The organism is Pseudomonas petroselini, from assembly GCF_045037875.1.
Taxonomy (GTDB): domain Bacteria; phylum Pseudomonadota; class Gammaproteobacteria; order Pseudomonadales; family Pseudomonadaceae; genus Aquipseudomonas; species Aquipseudomonas petroselini.
Map to the genome: position 1 here is coordinate 4,524,737 of NZ_CP173614.1, position 25,183 is coordinate 4,549,919.

Annotated in this window: 20 protein-coding genes and 3 pseudogenes; 14 read left to right on the plus strand and 9 right to left on the minus strand. The window is 62.4% G+C overall.

The annotated features are described in order from the left end of the window. The first annotated feature begins 117 nt into the window (after positions 1-117). Together ACI512_RS20750 and ACI512_RS20755 are read left to right on the plus strand one after the other, a co-directional pair. Complete coding sequence (locus ACI512_RS20750) at positions 118-591, plus strand: GNAT family N-acetyltransferase (protein WP_236383421.1); 474 nt, start codon at positions 118-120, stop codon at positions 589-591. A 218-nt stretch (positions 592-809) separates the two neighbouring features. Continuing rightward, positions 810-932: pseudogene (locus ACI512_RS20755) on the plus strand (cysteine hydrolase); the annotation flags it as partial. A gap of 9 nt (positions 933-941) precedes the next feature. Here ACI512_RS20755 and ACI512_RS20760 read toward each other — a convergent pair. From ACI512_RS20760 to ACI512_RS20770, 3 genes and pseudogenes are all read right to left on the minus strand, one after another. Further along, positions 942-1,082 (minus strand): hypothetical protein, encoded by a 141-nt coding sequence (locus ACI512_RS20760; protein WP_236383419.1) that lies wholly within the window; start codon positions 1,080-1,082, stop codon positions 942-944. Positions 1,083-1,159: 77 nt separating this feature from the next. Next, positions 1,160-1,426 (minus strand): annotated as a pseudogene (locus ACI512_RS20765) (hypothetical protein); the annotation flags it as partial. 266 nt (positions 1,427-1,692) lie between these two features. Further along, positions 1,693-2,385: a glutathione S-transferase gene (locus ACI512_RS20770; RefSeq protein WP_236383417.1), complete on the minus strand. Its 693-nt coding sequence runs from the start codon at positions 2,383-2,385 to the stop codon at positions 1,693-1,695. A gap of 141 nt (positions 2,386-2,526) precedes the next feature. Between ACI512_RS20770 and ACI512_RS20775 the strand changes: the two genes are divergently transcribed. The 6 genes from ACI512_RS20775 to ACI512_RS20800 all read left to right on the plus strand — a co-directional run bounded on the left by ACI512_RS20775 (position 2,527) and on the right by ACI512_RS20800 (position 8,457). Then, on the plus strand, positions 2,527-3,090 hold the full coding sequence (locus tag ACI512_RS20775; RefSeq protein ID WP_250948681.1) for a TetR/AcrR family transcriptional regulator: 564 nt from the start codon (positions 2,527-2,529) through the stop codon (positions 3,088-3,090). A 190-nt stretch (positions 3,091-3,280) separates the two neighbouring features. Next, positions 3,281-4,336, plus strand: coding sequence for an AMP-binding protein (locus tag ACI512_RS20780; RefSeq protein ID WP_236383733.1), 1,056 nt, complete (start codon positions 3,281-3,283; stop codon positions 4,334-4,336). Positions 4,337-4,346: 10 nt separating this feature from the next. Continuing rightward, positions 4,347-5,123, plus strand: coding sequence for an ABC transporter ATP-binding protein (locus tag ACI512_RS20785; RefSeq protein WP_012724576.1), 777 nt, complete (start codon positions 4,347-4,349; stop codon positions 5,121-5,123). Positions 5,124-5,125: 2 nt separating this feature from the next. Next, a complete protein-coding gene (locus ACI512_RS20790; RefSeq protein ID WP_012724577.1) occupies positions 5,126-6,007 on the plus strand; it encodes a branched-chain amino acid ABC transporter permease in 882 nt (293 codons plus the stop codon). A 22-nt stretch (positions 6,008-6,029) separates the two neighbouring features. Continuing rightward, entirely contained in the window at positions 6,030-7,097 is a 1,068-nt protein-coding gene (locus ACI512_RS20795; protein ID WP_405121300.1) for a branched-chain amino acid ABC transporter permease, read from the plus strand. 28 nt (positions 7,098-7,125) lie between these two features. Next, positions 7,126-8,457, plus strand: coding sequence for an ABC transporter substrate-binding protein (locus ACI512_RS20800; RefSeq protein ID WP_236383731.1), 1,332 nt, complete (start codon positions 7,126-7,128; stop codon positions 8,455-8,457). Positions 8,458-8,989: 532 nt separating this feature from the next. Here the strand turns inward: ACI512_RS20800 and nirD are convergent. Next, positions 8,990-9,352 (minus strand): nitrite reductase small subunit NirD, encoded by a 363-nt coding sequence (nirD, locus tag ACI512_RS20805; RefSeq protein WP_236381458.1) that lies wholly within the window; start codon positions 9,350-9,352, stop codon positions 8,990-8,992. Further along, a complete protein-coding gene (gene nirB / locus ACI512_RS20810) occupies positions 9,352-11,892 on the minus strand; it encodes a nitrite reductase large subunit NirB (protein WP_405121301.1) in 2,541 nt (846 codons plus the stop codon). The genes nirD and nirB overlap by 1 nt, the downstream gene beginning before the upstream one ends. Positions 11,893-12,478: 586 nt before the next feature. Between nirB and ACI512_RS20815 the strand changes: the two genes are divergently transcribed. The 3 genes and pseudogenes from ACI512_RS20815 (at position 12,479) to ACI512_RS20825 (ending at position 18,550) form a co-directional block, all read left to right on the plus strand. Continuing rightward, positions 12,479-16,462: a molybdopterin-dependent oxidoreductase gene (locus ACI512_RS20815; protein ID WP_405121302.1), complete on the plus strand. Its 3,984-nt coding sequence runs from the start codon at positions 12,479-12,481 to the stop codon at positions 16,460-16,462. Positions 16,463-16,693: 231 nt separating this feature from the next. Further along, positions 16,694-17,695 (plus strand): annotated as a pseudogene (locus ACI512_RS20820) (cache domain-containing protein); the annotation flags it as partial. An 87-nt stretch (positions 17,696-17,782) separates the two neighbouring features. Continuing rightward, positions 17,783-18,550 (plus strand): methyl-accepting chemotaxis protein, encoded by a 768-nt coding sequence (locus ACI512_RS20825; RefSeq protein WP_370636048.1) that lies wholly within the window; start codon positions 17,783-17,785, stop codon positions 18,548-18,550. A 300-nt stretch (positions 18,551-18,850) separates the two neighbouring features. Here ACI512_RS20825 and ACI512_RS20830 read toward each other — a convergent pair whose 3' ends face one another. From ACI512_RS20830 to ACI512_RS20840, 3 genes are all read right to left on the minus strand, one after another. Continuing rightward, complete coding sequence (locus ACI512_RS20830; RefSeq protein WP_405121303.1) at positions 18,851-19,627, minus strand: nucleotidyltransferase domain-containing protein; 777 nt, start codon at positions 19,625-19,627, stop codon at positions 18,851-18,853. Beyond that, complete coding sequence (locus tag ACI512_RS20835) at positions 19,624-20,103, minus strand: ATP-binding protein (protein ID WP_236381445.1); 480 nt, start codon at positions 20,101-20,103, stop codon at positions 19,624-19,626. Before ACI512_RS20835 ends, ACI512_RS20830 begins: the two co-directional genes overlap by 4 nt. A 93-nt stretch (positions 20,104-20,196) precedes the next feature. Further along, complete coding sequence (locus ACI512_RS20840; RefSeq protein WP_064053427.1) at positions 20,197-21,228, minus strand: UV damage endonuclease UvsE; 1,032 nt, start codon at positions 21,226-21,228, stop codon at positions 20,197-20,199. Between the two features lie 174 nt (positions 21,229-21,402). On the opposite strand from ACI512_RS20840, the gene ACI512_RS20845 reads away from it, so the two are divergent. Both ACI512_RS20845 and ACI512_RS20850 read left to right on the plus strand, forming a co-directional pair. Next, positions 21,403-21,816 (plus strand): DUF2231 domain-containing protein, encoded by a 414-nt coding sequence (locus ACI512_RS20845; RefSeq protein WP_046036189.1) that lies wholly within the window; start codon positions 21,403-21,405, stop codon positions 21,814-21,816. Then, positions 21,813-23,105: a sorbosone dehydrogenase family protein gene (locus ACI512_RS20850; RefSeq protein WP_231809537.1), complete on the plus strand. Its 1,293-nt coding sequence runs from the start codon at positions 21,813-21,815 to the stop codon at positions 23,103-23,105. Before ACI512_RS20845 ends, ACI512_RS20850 begins: the two co-directional genes overlap by 4 nt. 97 nt (positions 23,106-23,202) lie before the next feature. Here the strand turns inward: ACI512_RS20850 and ACI512_RS20855 are convergent, their stop codons facing one another. Next, the gene (locus ACI512_RS20855) at positions 23,203-24,144 is read right to left on the minus strand and encodes a LysR substrate-binding domain-containing protein (protein WP_236381441.1); all 942 of its coding nucleotides are present in this window, start codon (positions 24,142-24,144) and stop codon (positions 23,203-23,205) included. Between the two features lie 92 nt (positions 24,145-24,236). Here ACI512_RS20855 and ACI512_RS20860 point away from each other — a divergent pair, with 92 nt between their 5' ends. Next, a complete protein-coding gene (locus ACI512_RS20860) occupies positions 24,237-25,175 on the plus strand; it encodes a DMT family transporter (protein WP_236381439.1) in 939 nt (312 codons plus the stop codon). The last annotated feature ends 8 nt before the right edge of the window (positions 25,176-25,183 follow it).

Sequence of the window (25,183 nt, forward strand, 5' to 3'; positions counted from 1 at the left end):
GCTGAAATTCGGGGCGACAGTGTAATGGCAAACGGCGGCTGCTTCGCATAAATCCCTGTTTGGGTCTACGCATGGGCTGATATGTTTCGCGTCACGCCAGCAAAAGGATGTGCAAACATGCCCTACACACCCCCTCAAACGGCTTCAGTCGTTTTGGTCCAGGCTCAACAAAGCGATGTGGACGACCTTGTAACCATTCGAATCGAGGCTATGCGCGAAAGCCTGGAGCGTGTTGGGCGCTTTGATCCAGTGCGCGCGAGGGAGCGGTTTCTGAATGGGTTTGAAGCCCACAACACACGCTACATCGAGGTTTCTGGAGAGCGGGTAGGTTTCGTAGTCGTCAAGCAATACCACAATGAACTCTTGCTCGATCATTTGTACGTTAGACCGAGCATGCAAGGATCAGGCATCGGCGCTGCTGTTCTCACGCAGATCTTCAACGAAGCCGATGCAACTGAGCGCCCTATTAAAGTGGGGGCACTCAAAGACAGTGCCTCGAATCACTTTTATACCCGCCATGGTTTCAAGTTCGTCGAAAGCAGCGAATTCGACAATTTTTATGTTCGTCAGAGCGTTTCGCCGGCTCAATAAAGCAGTCACCGGGACGGAACAGTTTCCCAAAAAGTCCGTGCGTTCTTAACGTCCAGAAATTGGCGCAAGGTGTAGACGGCATACACATTGCGCCCATGAGTAGGGTTATCGGGCAAGACCCGCACGAGCTTGCCTGACCGCAAGTCATCAATGGCCGAGCACCCAGCCAACAGGCCGATACCGGCGCCATCGCACAGGGCAACCGCCATGACCTCCCTAATCAAAAGGATTTGTCCGGGCGCCTGTGGCCGGCCGAGGATGTGCATGCGCTGTCGTTGAGTAACCTGGCAATGGATTACGCCGAGGTTGTCACGGCCGACGAGATCCTGGCTCATGGTTGAGCGCACCTGTCACCGGTAGGGTGCGGCTGACGCGCGCGCCTGCAGATACGCCGTCAACAACAGCGTGGTCTGTTGCTCCAGCGCAGCTTCAACAGCCGGCGACGCATTACCTTCCAGCACGGTGCGCACCGGGCCGACGCCCACTTGCACGAAAACCTTGCCGTGGGTGAACTGACATTGACGGACGCAGTGTTTACCGAACTGAACGCAGTCGCGAGCTGAAAGCGTCAGACGTTCAATAGGTGTGCAATGGCCTTGCGCAGCGCTCCATGTGGGTCTTCTGCGTAAGGCAGCGCGTTTTCCCAATCATAAAACCAGACGGGCATCCTGCGTTTGTCGTCCGGTTCCGAGGCGTAGCGCGGGAAAAGATGGCAGTGTAACTCTGGCTCTGAATTGCCCAGGATCTCGTAGTTCATACGCACTGCGCCGGTGGCCTGCAACACAGCATCGCCGAGGCGCGCCATGTCGAGCAGGTAGGCGGTCCGGGCCAGTGCTACGCGTTCCGTGATAAGCGCCATGCCGTGTCCTTGATGAGGATGAATTCAGGCGGGATATTAACCGTGAAACGCGCCAGCATGACCAGCACGGGATTTAGCCAGGGCATGCCATTTTCAGAACGGCACAGACCCAATGTGGGAGCGGGCTTGCTCGCGAAGACGGACTATCAGTCACCTAATACATTGACTGATCGACCGCTTTCGCGAGCAAACCCGCCCCCACAGCGGAAAGAAATCCATGCAAATGGCCAGCCTTTTCCAACCTAGCGGGGCTGCGCCACCATCGCTCGCCACGCCTGGACGCTGGCGCGCTCATTCACCTTGGCTTGCCACGCATGCAGTGCCTCACATTCCTGCGGTATCGGCAGTTCCACCAGCGCGGCGAAGATCAGGCCGCCCAGTACGGCAATGTCCGCCATGGAAAACGCATCGCCCGCTACGTACGCCCGTGTTTTGAGGAGGCCATCAAAGTAGCGCATGCCCCTCACCGCCTTGTCGCGCATACGCATGCCCCATTCGGCATTCTGGTAAAGCTCGACCTCTGGTCCAAGCCCAGGCGTGGCGTGATGGAAATACACGCTGACCGCGTCCATCAGCTCAATTTCCGCACGTTTGGTCAGCATATGGATCAGGCCTTGCTCAACGGGAGTTTTACCGGTGAGGGTCGGGGTTCCTTCAAGGACGTCCAGGTACTGAGTGATCGCGGTGCATTCAGCGATCAACGTGCCGTCTGGAAGCTCCAGCACCGGCAGGGTGCCGGAGTAATTCAGGGCGAGAAATGCAGGCTGTTTGTGCTCGCCCTTCCAGAGGTTGACCGAGACGAACTCGATGCTCGGCAGCAGGCGTTTCTCGGCCAAGGCGATCCGTACGCGTGCCGGATAAGGGCCGCTGTACCAGTCATAGATCTTCATCAGCGGGTGGGAGGATGCGTCGGAGTGTGTCGGTTGGAACGTCATGATGGAGTCGCCTACCTGTCAAGTGGTAGGCAAACAGTGGGCGTTTGTTTTTCGCCTGTCAAGCGTTACCTACCAGTTGGCAGGTAAAACCTTATGGGCGTAGAATCCGCCCATCCCACCCCACGACTGAGGAATCCCTACGTGAGTGAAAACGCGCGTGAAGCCATCTTGGAAGCCGCCAAAGCCGCGGCTCAGCATTACGGCTACAGCGGCATCAACTTTCGCAGCATCGGCGAAACGGTGGGGATCAAGAACGCCAGTATCTATTACCACTTCCCGAGCAAAGCCGAGCTCGGCGCGGCCGTCGCCAAGCGCTATTGGGAAAACACCGCCAGTGCCCTCGAGGCCATACGCCTGGAAAACCCGGATCCGCTGGAGTGCATGCAAATCTACCCCAGCATCTTTCGCCAATCCCTCGAGGACGGTAATCGGTTATGCCTGTCCAGCTTTATGGCGGCCGAATACCAGGACCTGCCCGAGGCCGTCAAGAAAGAGATCCTGGCGTTTGCCGATATCAACGTGGCTTGGCTGGCGGCCCTGCTCGCTGAGATCCAACCCGGCGATGCCGAAAGCTGCGAGCGCCGCGCCCGCGCCATCTACACCGCCATTGCCGGTGCACAGTTGATTGCCCGCACGCGCGCCGATCTGCGTTTGTACGACGAACTGGTGCAGAGCTATCGGGACGCGGGGCTCATACCGACCTGACCGGCCGGAGCACGCCACCGACGACATCCACTGACAACGCTGTTGGCGCAACAACAGTGCTTGGACAGCTTGTGCGGAATCAACACAACCAAACTCTTCATAAAACACTCGTATCCAATTGAAATAAAAGCATTTAACGCTATGGCATGACGCGTGCAAACGCCTTCGCATCAACCCGAAGGATGCCCCCATGCCTCAAACACTGCCCCAGGCGCTGTTGCTTCAAGCCCACACCCGAGGCTCGGCGATTGCCTTGCGCTACAAGCATCTGGGCATCTGGCACACGCGCAGCTGGAGCGAACTGGCGCACGAGGTTAACCGGCTCGCCGCGGCCCTGCAGGCGCGCAATTTCCGTCAGCACGATGATCTGTTGATCATCAGCCAAGCGCGTCCCGAAGCGCTGCTGTTGGCGCTGGCGGCGCAATGGCTGGGGGGCAGCGTCACGCTGCTGGACCCGGACCGCGACAACCGTGCGCTGCTCGCCGGGCTGCGGCCGCGCTTCGTGCTGGCGCAAGACCTGCAATCGCTGCAACACCTGCGTGAAGGCGCAGTGGTGATGTACCTCGACGGACGTGGGCTGAGTCAGCAGCAAAGCGCCGAGTTGATCGCCTATACCGACTTAAGCGCGGACACGCCCGCCCCCGTCTGCGCCACGCAACCGGGCGATACTGCGTTCGTCTTTCATGCCGACACCCCGCTGCGCTTGACTCACACGCAGTTGCTGGCGGGCGCTCGCACGCTGGTCCAGCGGGAACAACTGAGCGCGGAAGAGGAGGCATTGGCCGCACGGGTATTCGCCGCCAGCGGGCAAGCGCGTTACCTGCTTGCCCCCTGGCTGCACACCGGGTTTTGCCTCAATTTTCCCGAGGCTCTGGCCACGCGTGACACCGACCGCCGAGAGCTCGGCCCCACGTTAGTGCTCGGCACCCGCGAATCCTACGCCCGCCTGGAACAGTGGGTACAAGAGCGCCTGCCCATGCCGAGCACTCTCAGCCACCACGTGTACCGCTGGGCCATGCAGCCGAGCTCATCCCCCGCTCGCCACTGGCTGGGCCACTGGTTGGTGCGGCGTCCCTTGCGGGATGTGCTGGGCATGAGCCGCCTGCGTGTACCGCTGCTGGTCGGGCCGCCGCTGAGCCCGGAAACGGCGGCGTTCTTCTGCGCCTTGGGGATTCGACCCGGCCACTGGCAAGAGCCCTCCCCCCGCCACGAAACCACCGATCACTTGCTGTCTCAGCCTGTCTGACGAGCCCGCCATGCACTCACCCACTCAATCGGTATTACTGCGGCTCGATGACATCTCCCTGTCGTTCAAGGGTATCAAGGCCATCACCTCCATCAGTTTCGACGTCAAAGCCGGCGACATCTGCGGGCTGATCGGCCCCAACGGCGCGGGTAAAAGCTCGCTGCTCAATGTGATCAACGGGGTCTACCACCCCCAGAGCGGCACTGTCCACTACGCGGGCCAGACGCGACGGCGTATGCGCGCGCACCAGGCGGCCGAAGGCGGGATTGCGCGGACCTTCCAGAACATCGCGCTGTTCAAGGGCATGAGTGTGCTCGACAACGTACTCACCGGGCGCAACCTCAAGCGCCGCAGCAGTTGGATCGAACAGATGCTGCGCCTGGGCCGCGCGCCCAGCGAGGACGACACGCACCGCCTGCACGCGGAAAAGGTGATTGCCTTTCTGCAGATCCATCCCTGGCGCCATGTGCTGGTAGGCACCCTGCCCTATGGCCTGCAAAAGCGTGTCGAACTGGCCCGCGCCCTGGCGTCCGAGCCCACCCTGCTACTGCTGGATGAACCCATGGCCGGCATGAACGCGCAGGAGAAAGCGCAGATGAGTCAGTTCATCCGGGACATCAACCGCGAGTTCGGCACCACCGTGGTGTTGATCGAACACGATATCGGCGTGGTCATGGGCCTGTGCGACCACGTGGTGGTCCTCGACTACGGTCGCAAGATTGGCGACGGCACCCCGGAGCAGGTGCGCGCCAACCCCGATGTCATCGCCGCTTACCTGGGGACTTGAGCATGGAATTTTTCTTCGAAGTGCTGATCGGCGGGCTGCTGGCGGGCGTGATGTATTCCCTGGTGGCGATTGGTTTTGTGCTGATCTACAAAGCCTCGGGCGTGTTCAACTTTGCCCAGGGCGCCATGGTGCTGTTCGCCGCGCTGACATTTGTCAGCCTGCTGGAACGCGGCTTCCCCTTCGCCTGGGCGTTCCTGCTCACCCTGGCAAGCATGGTGGTGCTGGCGCTGCTGATCGAAAAAGTGGTGCTGCGCCCTTTGGTCAATCGCCCGCCGATCATCCTGTTTATGGCCACCCTTGGGCTGTCTTACCTGATCGAAGGGTTCGCCCAGTTCCTCTGGGGCGCACAGGTGCATGGGCTGGACCTCGGCATCGCCGACGAGCCGCTGGAAATCCGCGGCATGCTGCTCTCGCAATTCGACCTGTTTGCCGCCGGCACCGCCGCCGTGCTGGTGATCGCCCTGTCGCTGCTGTTCAACAAGACGCGGGTGGGTCTGTCGTTGCGTGCGGTGGCGGATGACCCGCTGGCCTCCATGGCCGTGGGTATCCGGCTGCCGCGTATCTGGGCGCTGGTGTGGGCGGTGGCGGGGTTTGTCGGCCTGGTGGCCGGGTTGCTCTGGGGCGCGCGCCTGGGGGTGCAGTTCTCGCTGTCGCTGGTGGTGCTCAAGGCATTGCCGGTGTTGATCATCGGCGGTTTCTCTTCCATCGGCGGCGCGATTGTCGGCGGTTTGATCATCGGCGCAAGCGAGAAAATCGCCGAGATCTACCTCGGCCCGATCATCGGCAGCGGCATTGAAAACTGGGTGCCGTACGTCCTTGCCTTGCTGTTCCTGCTGGTGCGGCCTGCCGGCTTATTCGGCGAGCGCGCCATCGAACGGGTCTGATTGTCCTTGAGGAAATGCCTGCATGCTGTATCAAGAAGTCGGTCAAATCAGCACCTCCTACGCGGCCGAGCGCCGTACCTTCCGTCTGCGCCAGGACCGCATCGGGCTGTGGCTGCTGCTGGGCTTTGCGTTTTTTGCGCTGCCGTGGCTGGGCAATGACTACTGGTTCAGCGCCATTCTGGTGCCGCTGCTGGTGCTGTCGCTGGCGGGGCTTGGGCTCAACCTGCTGACGGGCTACGCCGGGCAACTCTCATTGGGCTCGGCAGCGTTCATGGCCGTGGGCGCGTTCGCCGCCTACAACCTGCACCTGCGCGTGCCCGGTTTGCCGCTGCTGGTCAGCTTTGCCCTGGGGGGTGTGATCGCGGCGCTGGTGGCGGTGCTCTTCGGGCTGCCGAGCCTGCGTATCAAGGGGTTTTACTTGCTGGTGGCGACCCTGGCCGCGCAGTTCGTGGTGGAGTGGGTGCTCACCCGCTTCAGCTGGTTCACCGACGACAACGCTTCCGGAGTGATCACCTCGCCACCGCTGCTGGTTGCCGGGCTGGATTTCAGCTCACCCCGAGGCCGCTATGTACTGACGTTGACCCTAGTGGCGGCGCTGTTCTGGCTGGGCAAAAACCTGGTCCGCAGCGAGCTTGGCCGCAACTGGATGGCGGTACGCGACATGGACACCGCCGCCGCCGTCATCGGTATTCGCCTGTTGAAAACCAAGCTGCTGGCGTTTGCGATCAGCGGCTTTTACTTGGGCGTCGCGGGCTCACTGTGGGCCTTCGCTTACCTGGGTACCGTCGAGCCTCACGGCTTCGACCTGAGCCGCTCCTTCCAGGTCTTGTTCATCATCATTATCGGCGGCCTGGGCAGCGTGCTCGGCAACTTCCTGGGGGCGGCGTTCATCGTGTTGTTCCCGATCCTGCTGGGCAACCTCTTCGCCCTGCTGCCCGCCGGGCTGATGGACGCGGGCCAACTGGAGAACATCCAGAAGATGCTCTTCGGCGCGCTGATCATCGCTTTTTTGATCAAGGAACCGGAGGGGCTGGCCCGCCTGTGGCAGCGCTTTCGTCAACGGGCCAGGGTGTGGCCGCTGCGTTACTGAACTCAATAACCTCCCAGGAATGACCTCCATGACACACCGCTTATCGCTGCGCCACCTGGCCTTGGGCCTGGCCCTGATCACCGGCACGCTCTCGGCCGGCGCCCAGGCTGCCAACGAACAATACTTCCCGTTGCAGAGCTACCGGGTCGGCCCGTACGCCGCCGGCGGCACCGGTTTCTTCGGCGGGTTTATCGACTACCTGCAATACATCAACGCCAAGGGCGGGGTTAACGGCGTCAAGCTGACCTGGAGTGAATGCGAGACCGAGTACGTGGTGGAGAAAGGCGTCGAATGCTACGAACGCCTCAAGGGCGGACTCAACGGCGCCCCGGCCGCCGCGACCAACCCGCTGTCTGTGGGCATCGCCTACGCCACCTTGGAACGTTCCACCGCCGACAAATTGCCGCTGATCACCATCAACCACGGCCGTACCGACTCCACCGATGGCAGCGTGTTCCCCTATGTATTTCCGCTGCAGCTCAATCCGTACTCGGAAGTTTCGGCGATCATCAACTACATCGGCCAACGCGAAGGGGGCGCGGACAAGCTCAAGGGCAAGAAAATTGCGGTGCTGTACCACGGCTCGCCGTACGGCAAGGAAACCAATGGCGTACTGGAAACCCTGGCAAAAAATGCCGGCTTCGAATTGACCCTGCTCGAAGTGCCGCACCCCGGTAACGAACAGCAATCGCAGTGGCTGAATATCCGCCGCCTCAAACCCGACTGGGTGATCCTGCGCGGCTGGGGCGTGATGAACCCGGTGGCGCTGAAATCCGCGCAAAAAGTCGGCTACCCGGCCGATCACATCATCGGCAATATCTGGAGCAACTCGGAGGAAGACGTGGTGCCCGCCGGTGCCGCCGCCAAGGGCTTTATCTCGATCACCACGCACCCTTCCGGCACCGACTTTCCGGTCTTGCAAGGCATCAAGCAAAGCGTGGTGGACGCCGGCAAAGGCAACCTGGCCGACCCCAAGCGCTTTGGCACCGTGTATTACAACCTGGGCGTGGTCAACGGCATTCTCAACGTCGAAGCGCTGCGCCTGGCCCAGGAAAAATACGGCCACCAACCGCTCACCGGCGAACAAGTGCGCTGGGGGTTCGAACACCTGAACCTCGACGATGCGCGGCTGCAGGCACTCGGCGCCAAAGGCCTGGTGCAACCGCTGAAACTCTCCTGCGCCGACCACGAAGGCGGCGGCGCCGTGCGCTTCCAGCAATGGGATGGCCAGCGCTGGAACCTGATCAGCGACTGGGTACAGGCCGACCGCGCACTGTTGCGGCCGATCATCGAAGCCTCTGCCGCGCAGTACGCCAAGGAAAAAGGCATCACCCCGCGTGATTGCAGCAAAGAGCAGTAAGCATCTATCGGATGCAACACAGTTCAAATGTGGGAAGGGGCTTGCTCCCGATGGCGGTGGATCAGCCAATGAATCTGTTGACCGGCAGTCCGCTATCGGGAGCAAGCCCCCTCCCACATTTTGACCTCAGTGTGTCAGATCACGCTGACTCATGACGCCACGGCGCTGGCCGCCTGATCAGCGACTAGGTGCAGCAGTAAGCTCTATCGGATGCAACACAGTTCAAATGTGGGAGGGGGCTTGCTCCCGATGGCGGTGGATCAGCCAATGAATCTGTTGACCGGCACTCCGCCATCGGGGGCAAGCCCCCTCCCACATTTTGACCTCGGTGTGTCAGCCCACGCTGACTCATGACGCGACGGCGCTGGCCGCCTGATCAGCGACTAGGTGCAGCAGTAAGCTCTATCGGATGCAACACAGGTCATATGTGGGAGGGGGCTTGCTCCCGATGGCGGTGGATCAGCCAATGAATCTGTTGACCGGCAGTCCGCTATCGGGAGCAAGCCCCCTCCCACATTTTGACCTGGGTGTGTCAGCCCACGCTGACTTCCACCACGCCAGCATTCAACCGCACCGGCCACACTCGCAGGCGCTGCTCCGGTGCCTCCAGGCATTGGCCGTCGTGCAAACGGTAATGCTGCTTGTAGATCGGTGCGGCCACCACCAGGTCGCCCTTGATGCTGCCGACCAAGCCACGACCGATCACATTCGCGCCGGATTGCGGGTCGTGGTTGTCGATGGCGTACAGCGTCTGGTCCTGCGCACCGGGCAGGTAGAACAGCGCGACTTGGGCGCCGTCCAACCACACCACCACCCCGGAATTGCTCACCAGGTCGGCCTCGCTGCACACACTTTTCCAAGTGGCCAGGGTGCGTTGAGTATCAGGCTGGCTCATCAGGCAATCTCCTCGATGACGGGAATCAGGTTGAGTTCAGCGGCCATGATCGGCCGGCGCTGGCCGCGTTCCTGGACGAAGTGGATGTCCGGGTCGGGGCGTTTGTCGTTGACGAAGGTGCGGAAACGCTTGAGTTTTTCCGGGTCCTTGAGGGCGTTGGCCCACTCGCATTCATAGCGGTCGACCACCCGTTGCATCTGCGCTTCCAGCTCGGCACCCAGGCCCAGGCTGTCGTCCAGGATCACATCCTTGAGGAAATCCAGGCCGCCTTCCAGGCTTTCGCGCCATACCGAGGTGCGCTGCAACTTGTCGGCGGTGCGGATGTAGAACATCAGGAAACGGTCGATGTAGCGGATCAGCGTGGCGTCATCCAGGTCGGTGGCGAACAGCTCCGCATGACGTGGGCGCATGCCGCCGTTGCCGGCGATGTAGAGGTTCCAGCCCTTCTCGGTGGCGATCACGCCCACGTCTTTGCTCTGGGCTTCGGCGCACTCGCGGGTGCAGCCGGACACCGCGAACTTGAGCTTGTGCGGCGAGCGCAGGCCCTTGTAGCGGTCCTCGATCAGCAGCGCCATTTTCACGCTGTCTTGCACGCCGTAACGGCACCAGGTACTGCCCACGCAGGACTTCACCGTGCGCGTGGATTTGCCATACGCATGCCCGGTCTCGAAACCGGCCGCGATCAATTCGGCCCAGATATCCGGCAGCTCGTGCAGTTGCGCGCCAAACAGGTCGATGCGCTGGCCGCCGGTGATCTTGGTGTAGAGGTCGTATTTCTTCGCCACCTCGCCGATCACGATAAGTTTGTCCGCAGTGATCTCGCCGCCCGGAATGCGAGGCACCACCGAGTAGGTGCCGTTCTTCTGCATGTTGGCCATGAACGTATCGTTGGTGTCCTGCAGCGGCACCAGGGAGGCGTCCATGATCGGTTGGTTCCAGCACGACGCCAGGATCGAACCCACCGCCGGCTTGCACACGTCGCAACCGGTGTGGCCACGGCCGTGTTTGGCCAGCAGTTCTTCGAAGGTGATGATGCCTTCCACGCGCACCAGGGCATACAGTTCCTGCCGGGTGTGGGCGAAGTGTTCGCACAGGCTCTTGTCGACGCTGACACCCCGGGCGATCAGCTCATGCTCGAACACTTGCTTGAGCAACCCCGCGCAGCCGCCGCAACCAGTGCAGGCCTTGGTCTGGGATTTGAGCAGGCCGAGGTCGCTGCAGCCGCTGTCGATGGCCGAGCAGATCGAGCCTTTGGTCACGTTGTGGCAGGAGCACACCGTGGCCGACTCCGGCAACGCACCAGGGCCGAGGGTCGGCGCACCGCTGGAGGATGGCAGGATCAGGCTGGCCGGCTCGGACGGCAGCGCGATGCTGTTCTGCATGTATTGCAGCAAGGTGTCGTAGTAGCTGTTATCGCCCACCAAAACAGCACCGATCACGTGCTTGCCCGAGGCATCCACCACCAGCCGGCGGTAGCTGGCGCTGGCCTCGTCGATAAATTGATAACTGCGCGCGCCGGGCGTGTGGGCGTGGGCGTCGCCGATGGAGCCCACGTCCACGCCGAGCAACTTGAGTTTGGTCGACATGTCCGCGCCCACAAACGGCTCGGCGGTTTGCTCGCAGAGCAGCGCGGCAACCCCACGGGCCATCTGGTAGCCCGGCGCGACCAGGCCGAACAGGCTGCCGTTCCAGGAGGCGCATTCGCCAATCGCGTAAATGTTCGGGTCGCAGCTCAGGCACTCGTCGTTGATCACCACGCCGCCACGCGGACCGATCTCCAGGCCGGCCTGGCGAGCCAGTGCGTCCTGGGCGCGGATGCCGGCGGAAAACACGATCAGGTCGGTTTCGAGGAACTCGTCATTGGCAAAATTCATGCGATAGCGGTACTGCTCGCCGGCGCTGATTGACTGAGTCGCACGCGACAAATGCACCCCCACGCCCAACCGCTCGATCTGCGCCTTGAGCGCCAGGCCGCCAAAATCGTCCAGTTGCACCGGCATCAAGCGCGGCGCGAACTCTACCACGTGCGCTTCAAGGCCCAGGCTCTTCAGCGCGTTGGCGGCTTCCAGGCCCAGCAGGCCACCGCCCACTACCACACCGCGCCGCGCATTGGCGGCGGCCTTACGGATGGCATCCAGGTCTTCAAGGGTGCGGTACACCAGGCGCGAATCGCCTTCGGCGCCCTCGATGGGCGGCACGAACGGATAGGAACCGGTCGCCAGCACCAGCTTGTCATAGGCCACGCAACCGTCGGCGGTGATCACCTCGCAGCGGGCGCGGTCGATCTCCAATACCGGCACGCCCAGGTGCAACGTCACCCCCGGCGTCTGGTACAGCGAAGCGTCTGAGAGTGCCAGCGACTCAGCATCGCGGCCGGTGAAATACTCGGACAGATGCACCCGGTCATAGGCACGCATCGGCTCCTCGCTGAACACATGCAAGCGGTAGTGATCCAGCACGCCGCGTTCGATCAATTGCGCCACACAGTGGTGGCCGACCATGCCATTGCCGACGACGATCAGGGTTTTGAGACTGTTCATATAAATCACCCGACAAAGCTCATCACGGTTTAAAAAAGCAAAAAAAAACGCCTGAAACCTTTCGGTTCCAGGCGTCTTTGCCTGTTCTTATGCGGGTTCGGATCGGGCGACTGCGCCGGATACACCGCTATTGCCCATGGTGTCGATCGTCGTTGACCGAGGTGGGTTGAGAGGGAGCTTGCAGGGTCTGTGCCAACCGAAGACAAGGCCTGCGTTCACGGCATCACAACGTAATCAGCGGTTTTTTACGCGCGCTTTCAGCGCCTCCAACTGGTGCGCCCCGCGTCATAAAAGTGCACCCACCCGCTTCCTGTGGCGAGGGAGCTTGCTCCCGCTGGGCTGCGTAGCGGCCCCAACATCCTGGGAGCGCTGCGCACACCAGCGGGAGCAAGCTCCCTCGCCACAATGATCTCGGTCCTCCTCAGAATGGGTGTTTCAGGCCGATAAAAAACCTGGCGCGTGACTTGCTAGGAACACTTCAACCAGGCAATCAACGCTGATTGCCCTCTCACGACAAAGGCGCCGTGTAATCCCCGTTTTTTCAACGGAGGGTTACAAGGCGCCTTTTTTGTTTACGGGGTTACGGATGGCAAACCAAAACGTGCGCAGTGTGTGTCCTTATTGTGGCGTGGGCTGCGGCATCGTCATGCAGGTCGAGCAGAATAAAGTGGTCAAGGTGATCGGCGATAAGGCCCACCCCACCAACTTCGGCCGCCTGTGCACCAAGGGCACCACCTGCGGGCAAGCCATCGCCGAGTCCGGGCGCATGGAGAACGCCTATGTGCGCCAGGCGCGTGAGCATGACCCGGTGCGCATCGCCATGGACAAGGCCATCCGTGAAACCGCAGGCCGCCTGCGCCAGATCCTCGACACCCACGGGCCGGATGCGTTGGCGTTCTACGTGTCGGGCCAGATGTCGCTGGAGTCCCAATACCTGATCAACAAATTGGCCAAGGGCTTCGTGCGCACCGCCAATATCGAGTCCAACTCACGCTTGTGCATGGCCAGCGCCGGCAGCGGCTACAAACTGTCCCTCGGCTCCGACGGCCCGCCAGGCTCCTATGAAGACTTCGACCGCGCCGACCTGTTCTTCGTGATCGGCGCGAACATGGCCGACTGTCACCCGATCCTGTTCCTGCGCATGATGGACCGGGTCAAGGCCGGGGCGAAGTTGATCGTGGTCGACCCTCGGCGCAGCGCTACGGCGGACAAGGCCAACCTGTTCCTGCCCATCAAACCCGGCACCGACCTCGCCCTGCTCAACGGCCTGTTGCACCTGCTGGTCAAAAACGGCCATACCGACCCGGCCTTTATTGCCGCGTTTACCGAGGGCTGGGAGGCCATGCCCGCGTTCCTGGAGGACTACTCGCCAGAACGGGTGGCGGCGATCACCGGCCTTGCCGAAGCCGATATCCGCCAAGCCGCCGACTGGATCGGCCAGGCCGCCGAGTGGATGAGCTGCTGGACCATGGGCCTTAACCAGAGCACCCACGGCACCTGGAATACCAACGCCCTGTGCAACCTGCACCTGGCCACCGGCGCCATTTGCCGTCCGGGCAGCGGGCCGTTTTCCCTCACCGGTCAACCCAACGCCATGGGCGGGCGCGAAATGGGCTACATGGGCCCCGGCCTGCCGGGGCAACGCTCGGTACTGGTCGAGGCCGACCGCGTGTTTATCGAGGACCTGTGGCAGATCCCCCACGACAGCCTGCCGCGACAGGCCGGTAGCGGCACCGTGGCGATGTTCGAACAGATGGCCGCCGGGCAGATCAAGGCCTGCTGGATCATCTGCACCAATCCCGTCGCCAGCGTGCCCAACCGCCAAACCGTGATCAATGGCCTGCAGACCGCCGAGCTGGTGATCACCCAGGACGCGTTCCTCGACACCGAGACCAACCGCTACGCCGACATCCTGCTGCCCGGCGCGCTGTGGGCTGAGGCCGAGGGCGTGATGATCAACTCCGAGCGCAACCTGACCCTGATGCAAAAAGCCGTCGACGCCCCCGGCGAGACCCTGCCCGACTGGCAGATCATCGCCAGGGTTGCGTGTGAGATGGGCTTTGCCGAGGCGTTCACCTATGCCTGCGCCGCCGACGTATTTGAAGAAATCAAACGCGCCTGGAACCCCAATACCGGCTACGACATCCGTGGCGCGAGTTACTCGCGCCTGCGTGAACAGCCGCTGCAATGGCCCTGCGCATCCACTGAGGCCGCGCACCGCAACCCGATCCGCTACCGCACCAACGGCACCCTCGCGTTCGCCACCGATAACGGCAAGGCGCAGTTCCTCGCCCGCCCCCATATGCCGCCCGCCGAGATGCCCGATGACACCTTCCCCTTCGTGCTCAACACCGGCCGCGTGCAGCACCAATGGCACACCCTGACCAAGACCGGCAAAGTCGCCACGTTGAACAAACTCAACCCTGGCCCCTTCGTCGAGCTGCACCCGGAAGACGCCGCCCGCCTGGGCATCCAGGACAAGGACCGGGTTGAAGTACGCTCCCAGCGCGGCCACGCCGTGCTGCCCGCCGTGGTCACCGACCGTGTGCGGCCAGGCAACTGTTTTGCGCCGTTTCATTGGAACGATGTGTTCGGCGAACACCTGGCGATCAATGCGGTGACCAACGATGCGGTGGACCCGATTTCCTTGCAGCCCGAGTTCAAGTTCTGCGCCGTCGCCCTGGCCCGGGTCGAACTGATCGACCACCAGTTCCTGGACCTCCCTTCCCCCGTAGCAGAGGATTGCACCATGTCGCGCCTCGACGCCTTCGCCGACCTCGCCGGCATCCGTCACGTATCGCCACCGCCCCTGAGCGACAGTGAGCGCACCTACCTCGCCGGCTTCCTCAGCGGCCTGCAATCCAACGCCGCGCGCCAGGCTGTCGGCGTACCGACAATGCCCGCGAATGCCCCCCTGGCCGACGCATCCCGGCTGTGGCTGAACGGCGTGCTCGGCGGGTTGTTCAGCCATACGGAAGCCCTCGCCGCGCCCTCCCCGGCCGTCACCTTGCTGTGGGCATCGCAAACCGGCAACGCCGAAGCCCTGGCCGAACGATTCGCCAAGCGCCTGCGCGAGGCGGGCATCACGGTGGAGCTGAGCGCGATGTCAGACTTCCCCGCAAGCAAACTGGCGAGCACCCACACCCTGGCGCTGATCAGCAGCACCTTTGGCGACGGCGACCCGCCGGACAATGGCGAAGGCTTCTGGCACAGCCTCAGCACCGCCGAGACGCGCCTGGAGTCGCTGCGCTTTGCGGTGCTGGCCTTGGGCGATCCGAACTACGACCAGTTCTGCAACCATGGCAAACAGCTCGATCAGCGCCTGTTGGAACTGGGCGCAACCCGCCTGTTGGAACGCGTCGATTGCGACACCGAATTCGAAGCCCTGGCCGATGCCTGGCTGGTGCGCTTCCAACAGACCCTCCACCCGACAAAGCCCGTAGCACTCGCCGCACCGGCCACGCCTGCCGGCAAGACCAAGCTGTACGGCTCACGCCTGCTGCTCAACCGGCACCTGAACCCGCAAAGCCCGCACAAGGAGACCCGCCAGTTCGCCCTGGACCTGGCCGACTCCGGGCTGACTTATGAAGCCGGTGACGCGTTGGGCGTGCGGCCGCGCAACTGCCCCGAACTGGTCAGCGAACTGCTCGACCTTACCCGCCTGAGCCCCAGTGCCAGCGTGAACATCGACACTTTCGGCGATGTGCCCCTGCAACAGGCGCTCACCCAGCATTTCGAAATCGCCCGGCCCAGCAGCGATACCTTGACCTTCATCGCCGAGCGCAGCGCCAACCCTGGCCTCAAGCACCTGCTCAACCCCGAGCACAAGGCCCAATTGAATGACTGGTTGTGGGGCCGGCAACTGGCGGACGTGCTGCAGGAATACCCGATCGAGTGCTCGGCGGACGAACTGCTGGGCACGCTCAAGCGCCTGCAACCGCGTTTGTATTCGATCGCCTCGAGTGCCAAGGCGTACCCGCAGCAAGTGCACCTCACCGTGGCCGCCGTGCGCTATGGCAAACGCAAAGGCGTGTCCTCGACCTTCCTGGCCGACCGTGTCGGCGACGGAGAAGTGCCGTTGTTCGTGCAGCCGTCCAAGCACTTCCGCACCCCCAGCGACGGCGAGGTGCCGATGATCATGATCGGCCCCGGCACCGGCGTCGCACCGTTCCGCGCCTTCTTGCAGGAACGCCGAGCGCTGGGCCATCAGGGGCGCAACTGGCTGTTCTTCGGTGAACAGCACGCGGCCAGCGACTTCTATTATCAGGACGAACTGCAAGGCATGCAGCGCGACGGCCTGCTCACCCACTTGAGCCTGGCGTTCTCCCGCGATCAGGCGCAGAAGGTCTACGTGCAGGACCGCATCCGCGAACAGGGCGCCGAACTGTGGCGCTGGCTGCAGGACGGCGCGAAGCTGTACATCTGCGGCGACGCCAGCCATATGGCCAAAGACGTCGACCAGGCCCTGCGCCAAGTGGCGCAAACCCACGGCGGGCTTGGCGTGGAAGGCGCCGTGGACTACTGGCGGCACTTGAGCGAGCAGAAGCGTTATCTGCGTGATGTGTACTGATTGGATACAGAACAATAAGCACTTTGTATTGTGTACAAAAAACCCTAAAGATTTACCAGTATCGGGCCGAAACAGCAGAAACAGCGAATCGCCGTATTTTATTGATTGAAATCGGCGATTTGGCCGCCCTCTCCGCTGATGGTCGTCTCGATGAAAATAAAAAATAAGCTGGTACTGGCATTCGTCTCTGTCGCTTTTATTCCGGTAAGCCTGGTGGCGGTGATCTCGGTCATGAACACGCGCACCCAGGCCGTGGATCAGTTCATCGATGGCAGCACCCGTGAAATCCGCCAGATCGATGGAAATATCCGGCAGTTCTTCGACGGCACACTGCAAAACGTCGATCAGATGGCCACCGACCCTGTATACACGTCGGTGAATACGCTGAAGAACTATCAGCCCACCGACGCGGCCAGCCAGCCGATGCCGGCCGAAGCGCAAGCCGTGATCGACCGTTTCGCGCGCTTTGGTGCCACGCACCCGGCGGCGGCGATCCTCTCCATCGGCCTGGAAGACGGCACCTACGCCAAATGGCCGGATGACCCGCAACTGGCCAAGTACGACCCACGCACCCGCCCTTGGTACAAGGCCGCGATGGCCAGCCCCGGCAAGACCGTGCGCACCCCCGCTTACTACTACGACAAAGACGACGTGGCACTGGTAGGCACCGCGCGGGCGCTGTTGGACAACGGCAAGCCCAAGGGCGTATTCGTGGTCAGCGTGTCGCTGAAGAACCTCACCGAACTGGTCAAAAGCATCAAGCTGGGAGAAAGCGGCTATGTGATGCTGATCGAAGACGGCGTGGTGCTGGTAGACCCGCGTGACGCCGCCCACAGCTTCAAGCCGCTCAAGGACCTGGGCGCGCCTTATGCGCATTTGGCCGACACCCCTCAGGGCTCCACGGAAGTGGTGATCGACGGCGTGCGCTACATGGCCAACGTGTGGACCTCGCCCGGCCTCGGCTGGCGCTATATCGGGCTGATCGAACACCGTGAAGTCATGGCAGAAGCCACCCGTATGACCTACCTCACCGCGACCATCGTCGGCGTGCTGGTGCTGATCTTCGGGCTGATCGCGGCGGCGTTCTCCAAGGTCATCGTCAAACCCATCGGCCAGGTCAGTACCGGTCTGCAGTCCATCGCCCAAGGTGAAGGCGACTTGCGCCACGAACTGCAGGTACAGGGCAAAGATGAAACCGCCGAACTGGCTGGCTGGTTCAACAAGTTTCTCGCGGCGATCCGCCAACTGATCCAGCATATCGGCGCGGCCTCGGCCAACCTGCAGAACGCCTCCAAGGTCAACAGCGAGGTGGCGCACAACATGAACGAGGCCGCCGGCCGGCAACGCGAGGCGGTCGAATTGGTGTCGACGGCGTTCAACGAGATGGTGGCTACCGCCAACGAAGTCGCGCGCTCATGCAGCGGTGCGGCGGAATCCGCCGAAAACGGGCACCGGCGTGTGGCCGAGGGCAAACAGCAGATCGAAGCCACCACCGATAACGTCAACCGTCTGGGTCGGCGCCTCACCGAATCGTCCCAGGCCATGGTCGAGCTGGAAGCCGGCAGCCGCAGCATCAACCAAATCCTCGGCACCATTCGCGCGATCGCCGAACAGACCAACCTGCTGGCGCTCAACGCCGCCATCGAGGCTGCCCGTGCCGGTGACCAGGGCCGTGGCTTCGCCGTGGTCGCTGACGAAGTGCGCGCGCTGGCCAAACGCACTTCCGACTCCACGGGCGAGATCGAGCAACTGCTCGGCACCCTGGAAAACAAGACCCAGGAAGTCACGCAAAAAATGGGCAGTTGCCTGGACCTGTCGCGCGCCAGCGTCTCGTCCATCGAAAGCGCGCGGGACAGCTTTGAAGGCATCCAGACGTCGGTCAACGAAATCCGCGACCAGAACCTGCAGATCTCCGCTGCCGCCGAGGAGCAGCACAGCGTGGCCGAAGAGATTAACCGGCACATCCAACAGATCTACGACGAAGCGCGGCTGGTGGAAAGCCTGGCCAACTCGGCGCAGGACGACTCCGGGCGGCTGTCGGACCTGTCGGATGAGTTGAATGGGCTGGTGGGCCGGTTCAAGTCCTGAGGAAGGCGGCGATGCTCATTGAGGTGCCGCCTACCGTCAACGGGATAAAGGAGTGAACGAGCGACATGCGGGGGGTTCATACGCCAACGGTATGAGCCTGGAAGTGCGCGACCAACATTGAGTGAGGGAGCTGCTGCGAAGGCGGCGGCACTGCCAACATCTTCAGCGCCTGACACACCGCTATCGCAGCCTCGCTAAAGCTCGACAGCTCCCACAGGGGATCGGCTGTGTAAGTGGGATTTCGGTCGTAGCGGCGAGCGCAATTTGAGCCATGGCGAAGATCGGTATGGGAGCTGCTATCTACCTTTGCTGTGAAACCATCCAGCCCAGAAATGCTTGAAGCCGATCTAAGAATTTTTCGCTGTCGGCACTGGGGTTTCGGGCTTCAAACAGGAAGAAGGCTACCTGGGCAACCTGCGTCGGATAACCCCGTAGGAACAGCGCAACATGCTCTTCAAGTGTCTGCGGCCACGTCGATCCGTCTTCTCCACTCAATACCTGGGTGGCTCTGATCAGTTTGCGCGACGCTTCGCGCTGCAGGCGCAGGCGTTCTTGCTCGGTGTCGGCACGTGCGATGCGGGTGACATAGGCTATCAGCACCGCTGCATAGTCACCATTCACGGCCAAGGCAATGTCCAGTGACGGCCGAAACCGCTCGAAGTGCAGTGCCAGGTCATTGCCCCATACGCATCGGCAATGGTGCTTGAGCCAGTAGCCCCAGCGGTTCCGGTTTTCAGCCGCAAGTGCTTGTGCGCGGCTGCCGATATCGAAATCCACCTTGGTGACGTGCGGGTGCCGCCGCTCCAGGTCGCACCGCACGACGTCCAAGCGCGCCAACTGCGTTGACGTCGGCGACTCGCGCAGCACCAGCGTGAGATCAAGATCTGAAACACCCGGGACGGCATCGCCGCGCGCCACGCTGCCATAGAGGTAAATGCCGTCCACCCCAAACTCTGGATGTGAGAGTTGGTTGCAGACATCCTCAAGCAATGGCTGAAACTCACGCTGCACGGGGCCGTCGGAAACCGTGAGGATAAAACCGTCGGCGTCCACGCCAGTGGATCGCGATGCGCTCATGGCCGATGCCTCTCGATCACCAGCCCCTCCTCCTCGCTCGGCACGCAGAAGTGGCGGGTAATCAGGTCAAATTCGGCATCCGTGGCGGCAAAGTCATGCTCACCTTGGACGTTGCGCGCGTGCAGTCGGGCGCGGCAGGTGGCGTCATCCCGTTCAAGGTAATGCAGGCAGTGCGGGACCTGGGCGACGTGCGCCAGGCCCAACAGCCATTCGCGGCTGGCCAAGGTATTGGCAGGAAAATCCAGCACCACGTTGACGCCCGATTGCAGCATATTGATGACCAGCGGCCCCAGCACGCCGCGAATACGCTGGGCGCAGCTGAGGTAATCGGCAATGGCGCGGATTTCACCCGGGTAAAGCGTGGCGAGCCAGTGGTCTTCACTCAGCACAATGGCGGCGTGCTCGGCGGCAAGGCGCGTGGCGAGCGTGGACTTGCCCGAGGCGATCTTGCCGCAGAGCAGATGCAGGGTTGGCATAGGGCGGTTCCTTGTGTCAGGCCTGCCAGCATGCAGGCTGAGGATTGATCGCACAACGTCCTGCACGCCTTGCGCTATTGCGATGGCCCCTCTTCAAGGTGGGCTGCGCCGCTTCCAGTGCTCATGGAACGCCAGCGAGGCGACGTTCTTGTCCTTGGCTTCAAGCATGATGTCGAAGCGATCGAGAAATTGCAGCGCGTAGTCGTTGGTCCAGCGGTTCCACATCTGCGCGCTGTGGGCGTACAGGTCCCGCTTGGACACCACCTGCAACAGCGCGTCCATTTCCAGCTTATGCTCGGCGTCGAATCCCAGTTCCTGCAGGCTCTCCTGGGGTTGGGAATAGTGCAGGGTCGGCCGTACGCCGCGCCAGCTTTCGATCACACGGGCGACCCGCTCCGAGTGGGGGTCGATGTAGTGGTTTTCGTTGACCCAGCAGTGGTGAATGTCCAGCACCACCGGCGCCAGGTCGGCCACTTGCAGGCAATGATCGAGGCCGTAGGTCTTTTCGTCGTTCTCAAAGGTGATGCAGTTGCGCGCCACTTCCGACAGGCGCGACCACACCGCACGGGTGCCTTCCACGCCGAGGCGGCCGGCAATATGCACGTTGCACTTGAGGTCCTGGAAGCGCCGGCCGTAGCCCATCATGCGGATCATGTCGGCGTGGTATTCGAATTCAGCCAGGCTGTTTTCCACCACGCCGGGGTTCTCCGAACCGAGCACACAGTACTGGCCGGGGTGGAACGACAGGCGGATATCCGCAGCGCGGGCCAGCTCGCCGATGGCGGCAAAACCCTCCACCAATTGACGCTCGATGGCCGGGTCTTTATAGACGGCGGCAACGTTCGGATGGCTATAGAACGGCAGCAGATCACTGCTCAGGCGCAGCATGCGCAGGGTCGGTGGCAGTCCAGCGACATAGCTCAGCAGGCGTAATTGGGCGGCCAGGTTGTGGGTGACCACTTCCACCAATTTGTCGCGAGCCACCTGCGGCGAGACACTCTCCATCCAACGCAACGTGGTCGTGCGCGGGTTGAAGGGGCCTTCGATCAGCTTCAAGGCGCTGGCCGACAGCAGGCGTTCGGGATGCTTGTACTGGCATGCGAAGCCGATGCGAGGATGAGTCATGGAAGCGCCTGACGGAATAAAAGTGCGGAAATGATACGGCGTTAGGCCGAAACCGGCCCAGAGGGTTCACAATATTTCGACACGATTCACGCTGAACTTTCTGACACGCGGTGCGTTCACTTCCTATGCGCTGCCCCGCTAAGGGGCGTTGTACAACAAGGAGCCGCTACCACGATGACTACCCTTCCCGCTTACCGATACACACCCGGGCCGCTGCATGCGACCTTACTGGCCGGCACCGTGCCGTTGTTTCTCGGCGCCTTGCTCAGCGACATTGCCTACACCCAGACCTACCAGATTCAATGGGCCAACTTCGCGTCCTGGTTGATTGCCGGCGCGCTGGTGTTTGCTGGCTTCGCGTTTCTGTTCGCACTGGTCAACCTGCTCCGTGCCGAACGCAAGGCCGGGCAACCCACACGCTATGTCCTGCTACTGTTGGCCACCTGGGTAGTGGGCCTGGTCAATGCCTTCCAGCATGCCAAGGATGCCTACGCCTCGATGCCGACCGGCCTGGTCCTGTCGGCCATCGTCTTGCTGCTGACACTGGCGGCCACCTGGACCGGCCTGCGCGCGGGAGGTGTCAAATGAAAACGTCCAGCACCCTGACCCTGTTGAGCGCCACATTATTGCTCGCCGCCTGCGGTGGCGAAGGCGACAAGACCCAGGCACGCGGCCCCGACCCCAAGCTGCCGGAACAACAAAGCAGCCTGTTGCCGAGCATGAAGATCGCCGAGCCTGCGCCCTGGGGCGAGCAGAAACCCAAGGTTCCGGAAGGCTTCAGCGTCACGGCGATCGCCACGGACCTCGCCATCCCGCGCCAGACCCTGCTGTTGCCCAACGGTGACATCCTCGTGGCCGAAGGCCGTGGCGGCAGCGCGGCCAAGCTCAAGCCCAAGGATGTGATCGCCAGCCTGATCAAGGCCGAAGGCAACACCAAGGTCAAGAGCGGCAACCGCCTGACGTTGCTGCGCGACGCCGATGGTGACGGCACCTACGAACTCAAGACGGTGTTCGCCGACAACCTCAACGCGCCGTACGGCCTGGCGTTTGCCAACGGCAAACTCTACGTGGCCAACCAGGACGCGCTGGTGAGCTTCGACTACGCCGACGGCCAGACCAAGGCCAGCGGCCCGCCCAGCACCGTCACCGACCTGCCGGCGCAGATCAACCATCACTGGACCAAATCCCTGGCCGTGAGCGCCGACGGCAGCCAGCTCTACGTCGGTATCGGTTCCAACAGCAACGTCACCGAACGCGGCATGGAAGTGGAGATCGACCGTGCGATGGTCTGGCAGATCGACGCCACCACCGGCGCGCACAAGCCCTACGCCACCGGCTTGCGTAACCCGACGGCACTGACCATCCAGCCGGACACCGGGCAATTGTGGACGGTGGTCAACGAACGCGACGAACTCGGCCCGGACCTGGTGCCGGACTACCTGACCTCCGTGCGCGAAGGCGCGTTTTACGGCTGGCCCTACAGTTATTGGGGCCAGAACGTCGACCCGCGCGCCCAACCGCAGAACCCGGCCAAGGTCGCCGCCGCGATCAAGCCGGATTACAGCCTGGGTTCCCACGTGGCGGCGCTCGGCGTGGACTTTTCGATCCCGCAAATGGGCGAGAAGTTTGCCGACGGCGTGTTCGTCGGCGAGCACGGCAGTTGGAACCGCGACAACCCAGTGGGCTACAAGGTGATCTTTGTGCCCTTCAGCAACGGCAAGCCATCCGGTGAGCCGATCGACTTTGCCACCGGCTTTCGCGGTGACGACGGCAAGACCCGTGGGCGTCCGGTGGGTGTGACGGTGGACCCGAAAGGTGCGCTGATCATTGCCGATGACTTGGCCAACACCGTGTGGCGGGTGACACGTAATCAGTAGCTGGCTGCGCGTGATCTGCTTTTAATCTCGGGCGCCCCGTCAAACACGGTGCCCGAACCCAGGCTTGAATCGGAGGCTAACCCGGCAGGACGCCGGGTTAGCCACGGGTGACGCGCTCGCCGACGCCTTCCCCCTCGTCATCCTGCAACTGCGCTTCCAGCCAAGCCAGCAAGGCCGCAACCTCCGCCCGGTTCCCCTCCCCTTGGCGCCTGTACACCGAAATAGCCTCAGGCAAATGCACACTCTGCGCACACGGCCTTACGAGCGCGCCGCTTTCAATCAACCGACTCGCCGTACGCCGCCAGCCCATGGCGATACCGTGCCCTTCCACGGCCGCTTGCAGCATCAGCGGGTAACTGTCGAAGCTGGCACTGCGTGCATTCCCGGCCATCAACTGCCCGAACACCCGTAGCCACTCATCCCACTCCATCAAGTGGGGCGCGTCAGCGCTGTGGTGCAAAAATGTATAGGACTGCAATTCGGTGATCGGCAGCGGTTGTTCCGCGCTCAGGTAGGCGGGACTGCACACCGGAAACACCTCGTCGGACGCGGTGAACATCAACGGATGCGAGCCACTGGCGCGCCAGGTGCTTTGCAGCGCCACGTCGAAAGGGTCATTGAATTCCGTGAGTGGCCGGGTGGAGGTCACCACCTGGATCTCGATGTGCGGGTATTGCTGGTGAAACGTCGAGAGGCGCGGCATCAGCCAATAAAACGCTTCGCACAACTGGCACAGCAGCACCACCCGGTTGCGGTGGTGCGACGCGCGCAGGCTGGCGGCCCCCTCGCTGATGCTTTGCAGCGCAAGGCTCACCACCCGTCCGAGCTCACGCCCTTCCTGGGTGAGGAACACTGCGCGATTGCGCCTTGAAAACAGCTTGACGCCCAAGTTGTCTTCCAGGCCCCGAATCTGCCGGCTGATAGCGGCCTGGGTGATGTGAAGCTCATCGGCCGCCCTGGAGAAACTCTCCAGGCGCGCCGCCGCTTCAAAGGGCAACAAGCTCGCGAGAGGCGGTAGGGTTTTGCCGAGTGCATTCATTATCTGAGGTTATGTATCCAGGGCTGAGAACTCGTTTGTAGCATACCCGCGTGGCTGGGCACCATGAATGCATGACTTCAGGGACACCCTCCATGCAGACCTCCGCTTTCCTCGGCGTAAGCCTTGCCGTTATCGCGACCCTGGGCTGGGCGCTGAATTTCATCGCGCCATACGTCACCGGTGAATACAGCCTCTTTGACTTCATGGCGGTGCGGTACCTGATCGCCGGCGTACTCGGCTGCGCGGGGTTGATTCTGTATCGCGCCCAATTGCGCTGTCTTGGCCCGCGCCGGTTGTGGATCGCTGCCGGACTCGGTGTAACGGGCTGCCTGGGCTACGGCGCCTGCATTACCGCTGGCGTCGTCTTCGGCGGCCCGGTGTTGACCCCGACGTTTGTCAGCATGGTCCCCGTGTTGCTGGCCCTGCTCGGTAACGCCAGGAACAAGACCGTGCCCTGGCGCCGGCTGGCCATCCCGCTGGGGTTCTTGACGGCAGGATTGCTGCTGTCGAATCTCAGCAGCCTCCAACACGCCCCTGCGAACAGTGGCGACTGGCTGGCCGGTCTGTGCTTTTCAGTGGGTGCCGTGGTGGTGTGGGTGGGCTTCAGCGTGATCAACCAGAAGCAGTTGCAGGCCCTCGCGCCCTCCGCAACCGGCGTCTGGACCGCGCTCATGCTGACGGGCAGTGGTATTGCCACGCTGTGCCTGGTACCGCTGGCGCAGATGCTGGGCTTGTTCAAGCTGCCAACCCTCGGTTTCGGCTTTGCCCAGGCGGGGCCATTGTATGCCTGGTGTTTGTTTATCGCGCTGATGTCGACCCTGATCGGCGCCTGGGCCTGGAACGCTGCGACCCAGCGCCTGCCGATGGTGCTGAGCAGCCAGTTGATAGCCCTTGAATCCTTGTTCGCCAGCCTGCTCGGCCTGTGGTTCAGCACGCGTTGGCCCACGCTCATGGAAACGGCCGGGATAGCCGCAGTATTGATCGGTGTGGTCCTGGCTGTTCGCATTATTCTGACGGTGGTGCGCACCTGATCAAATGG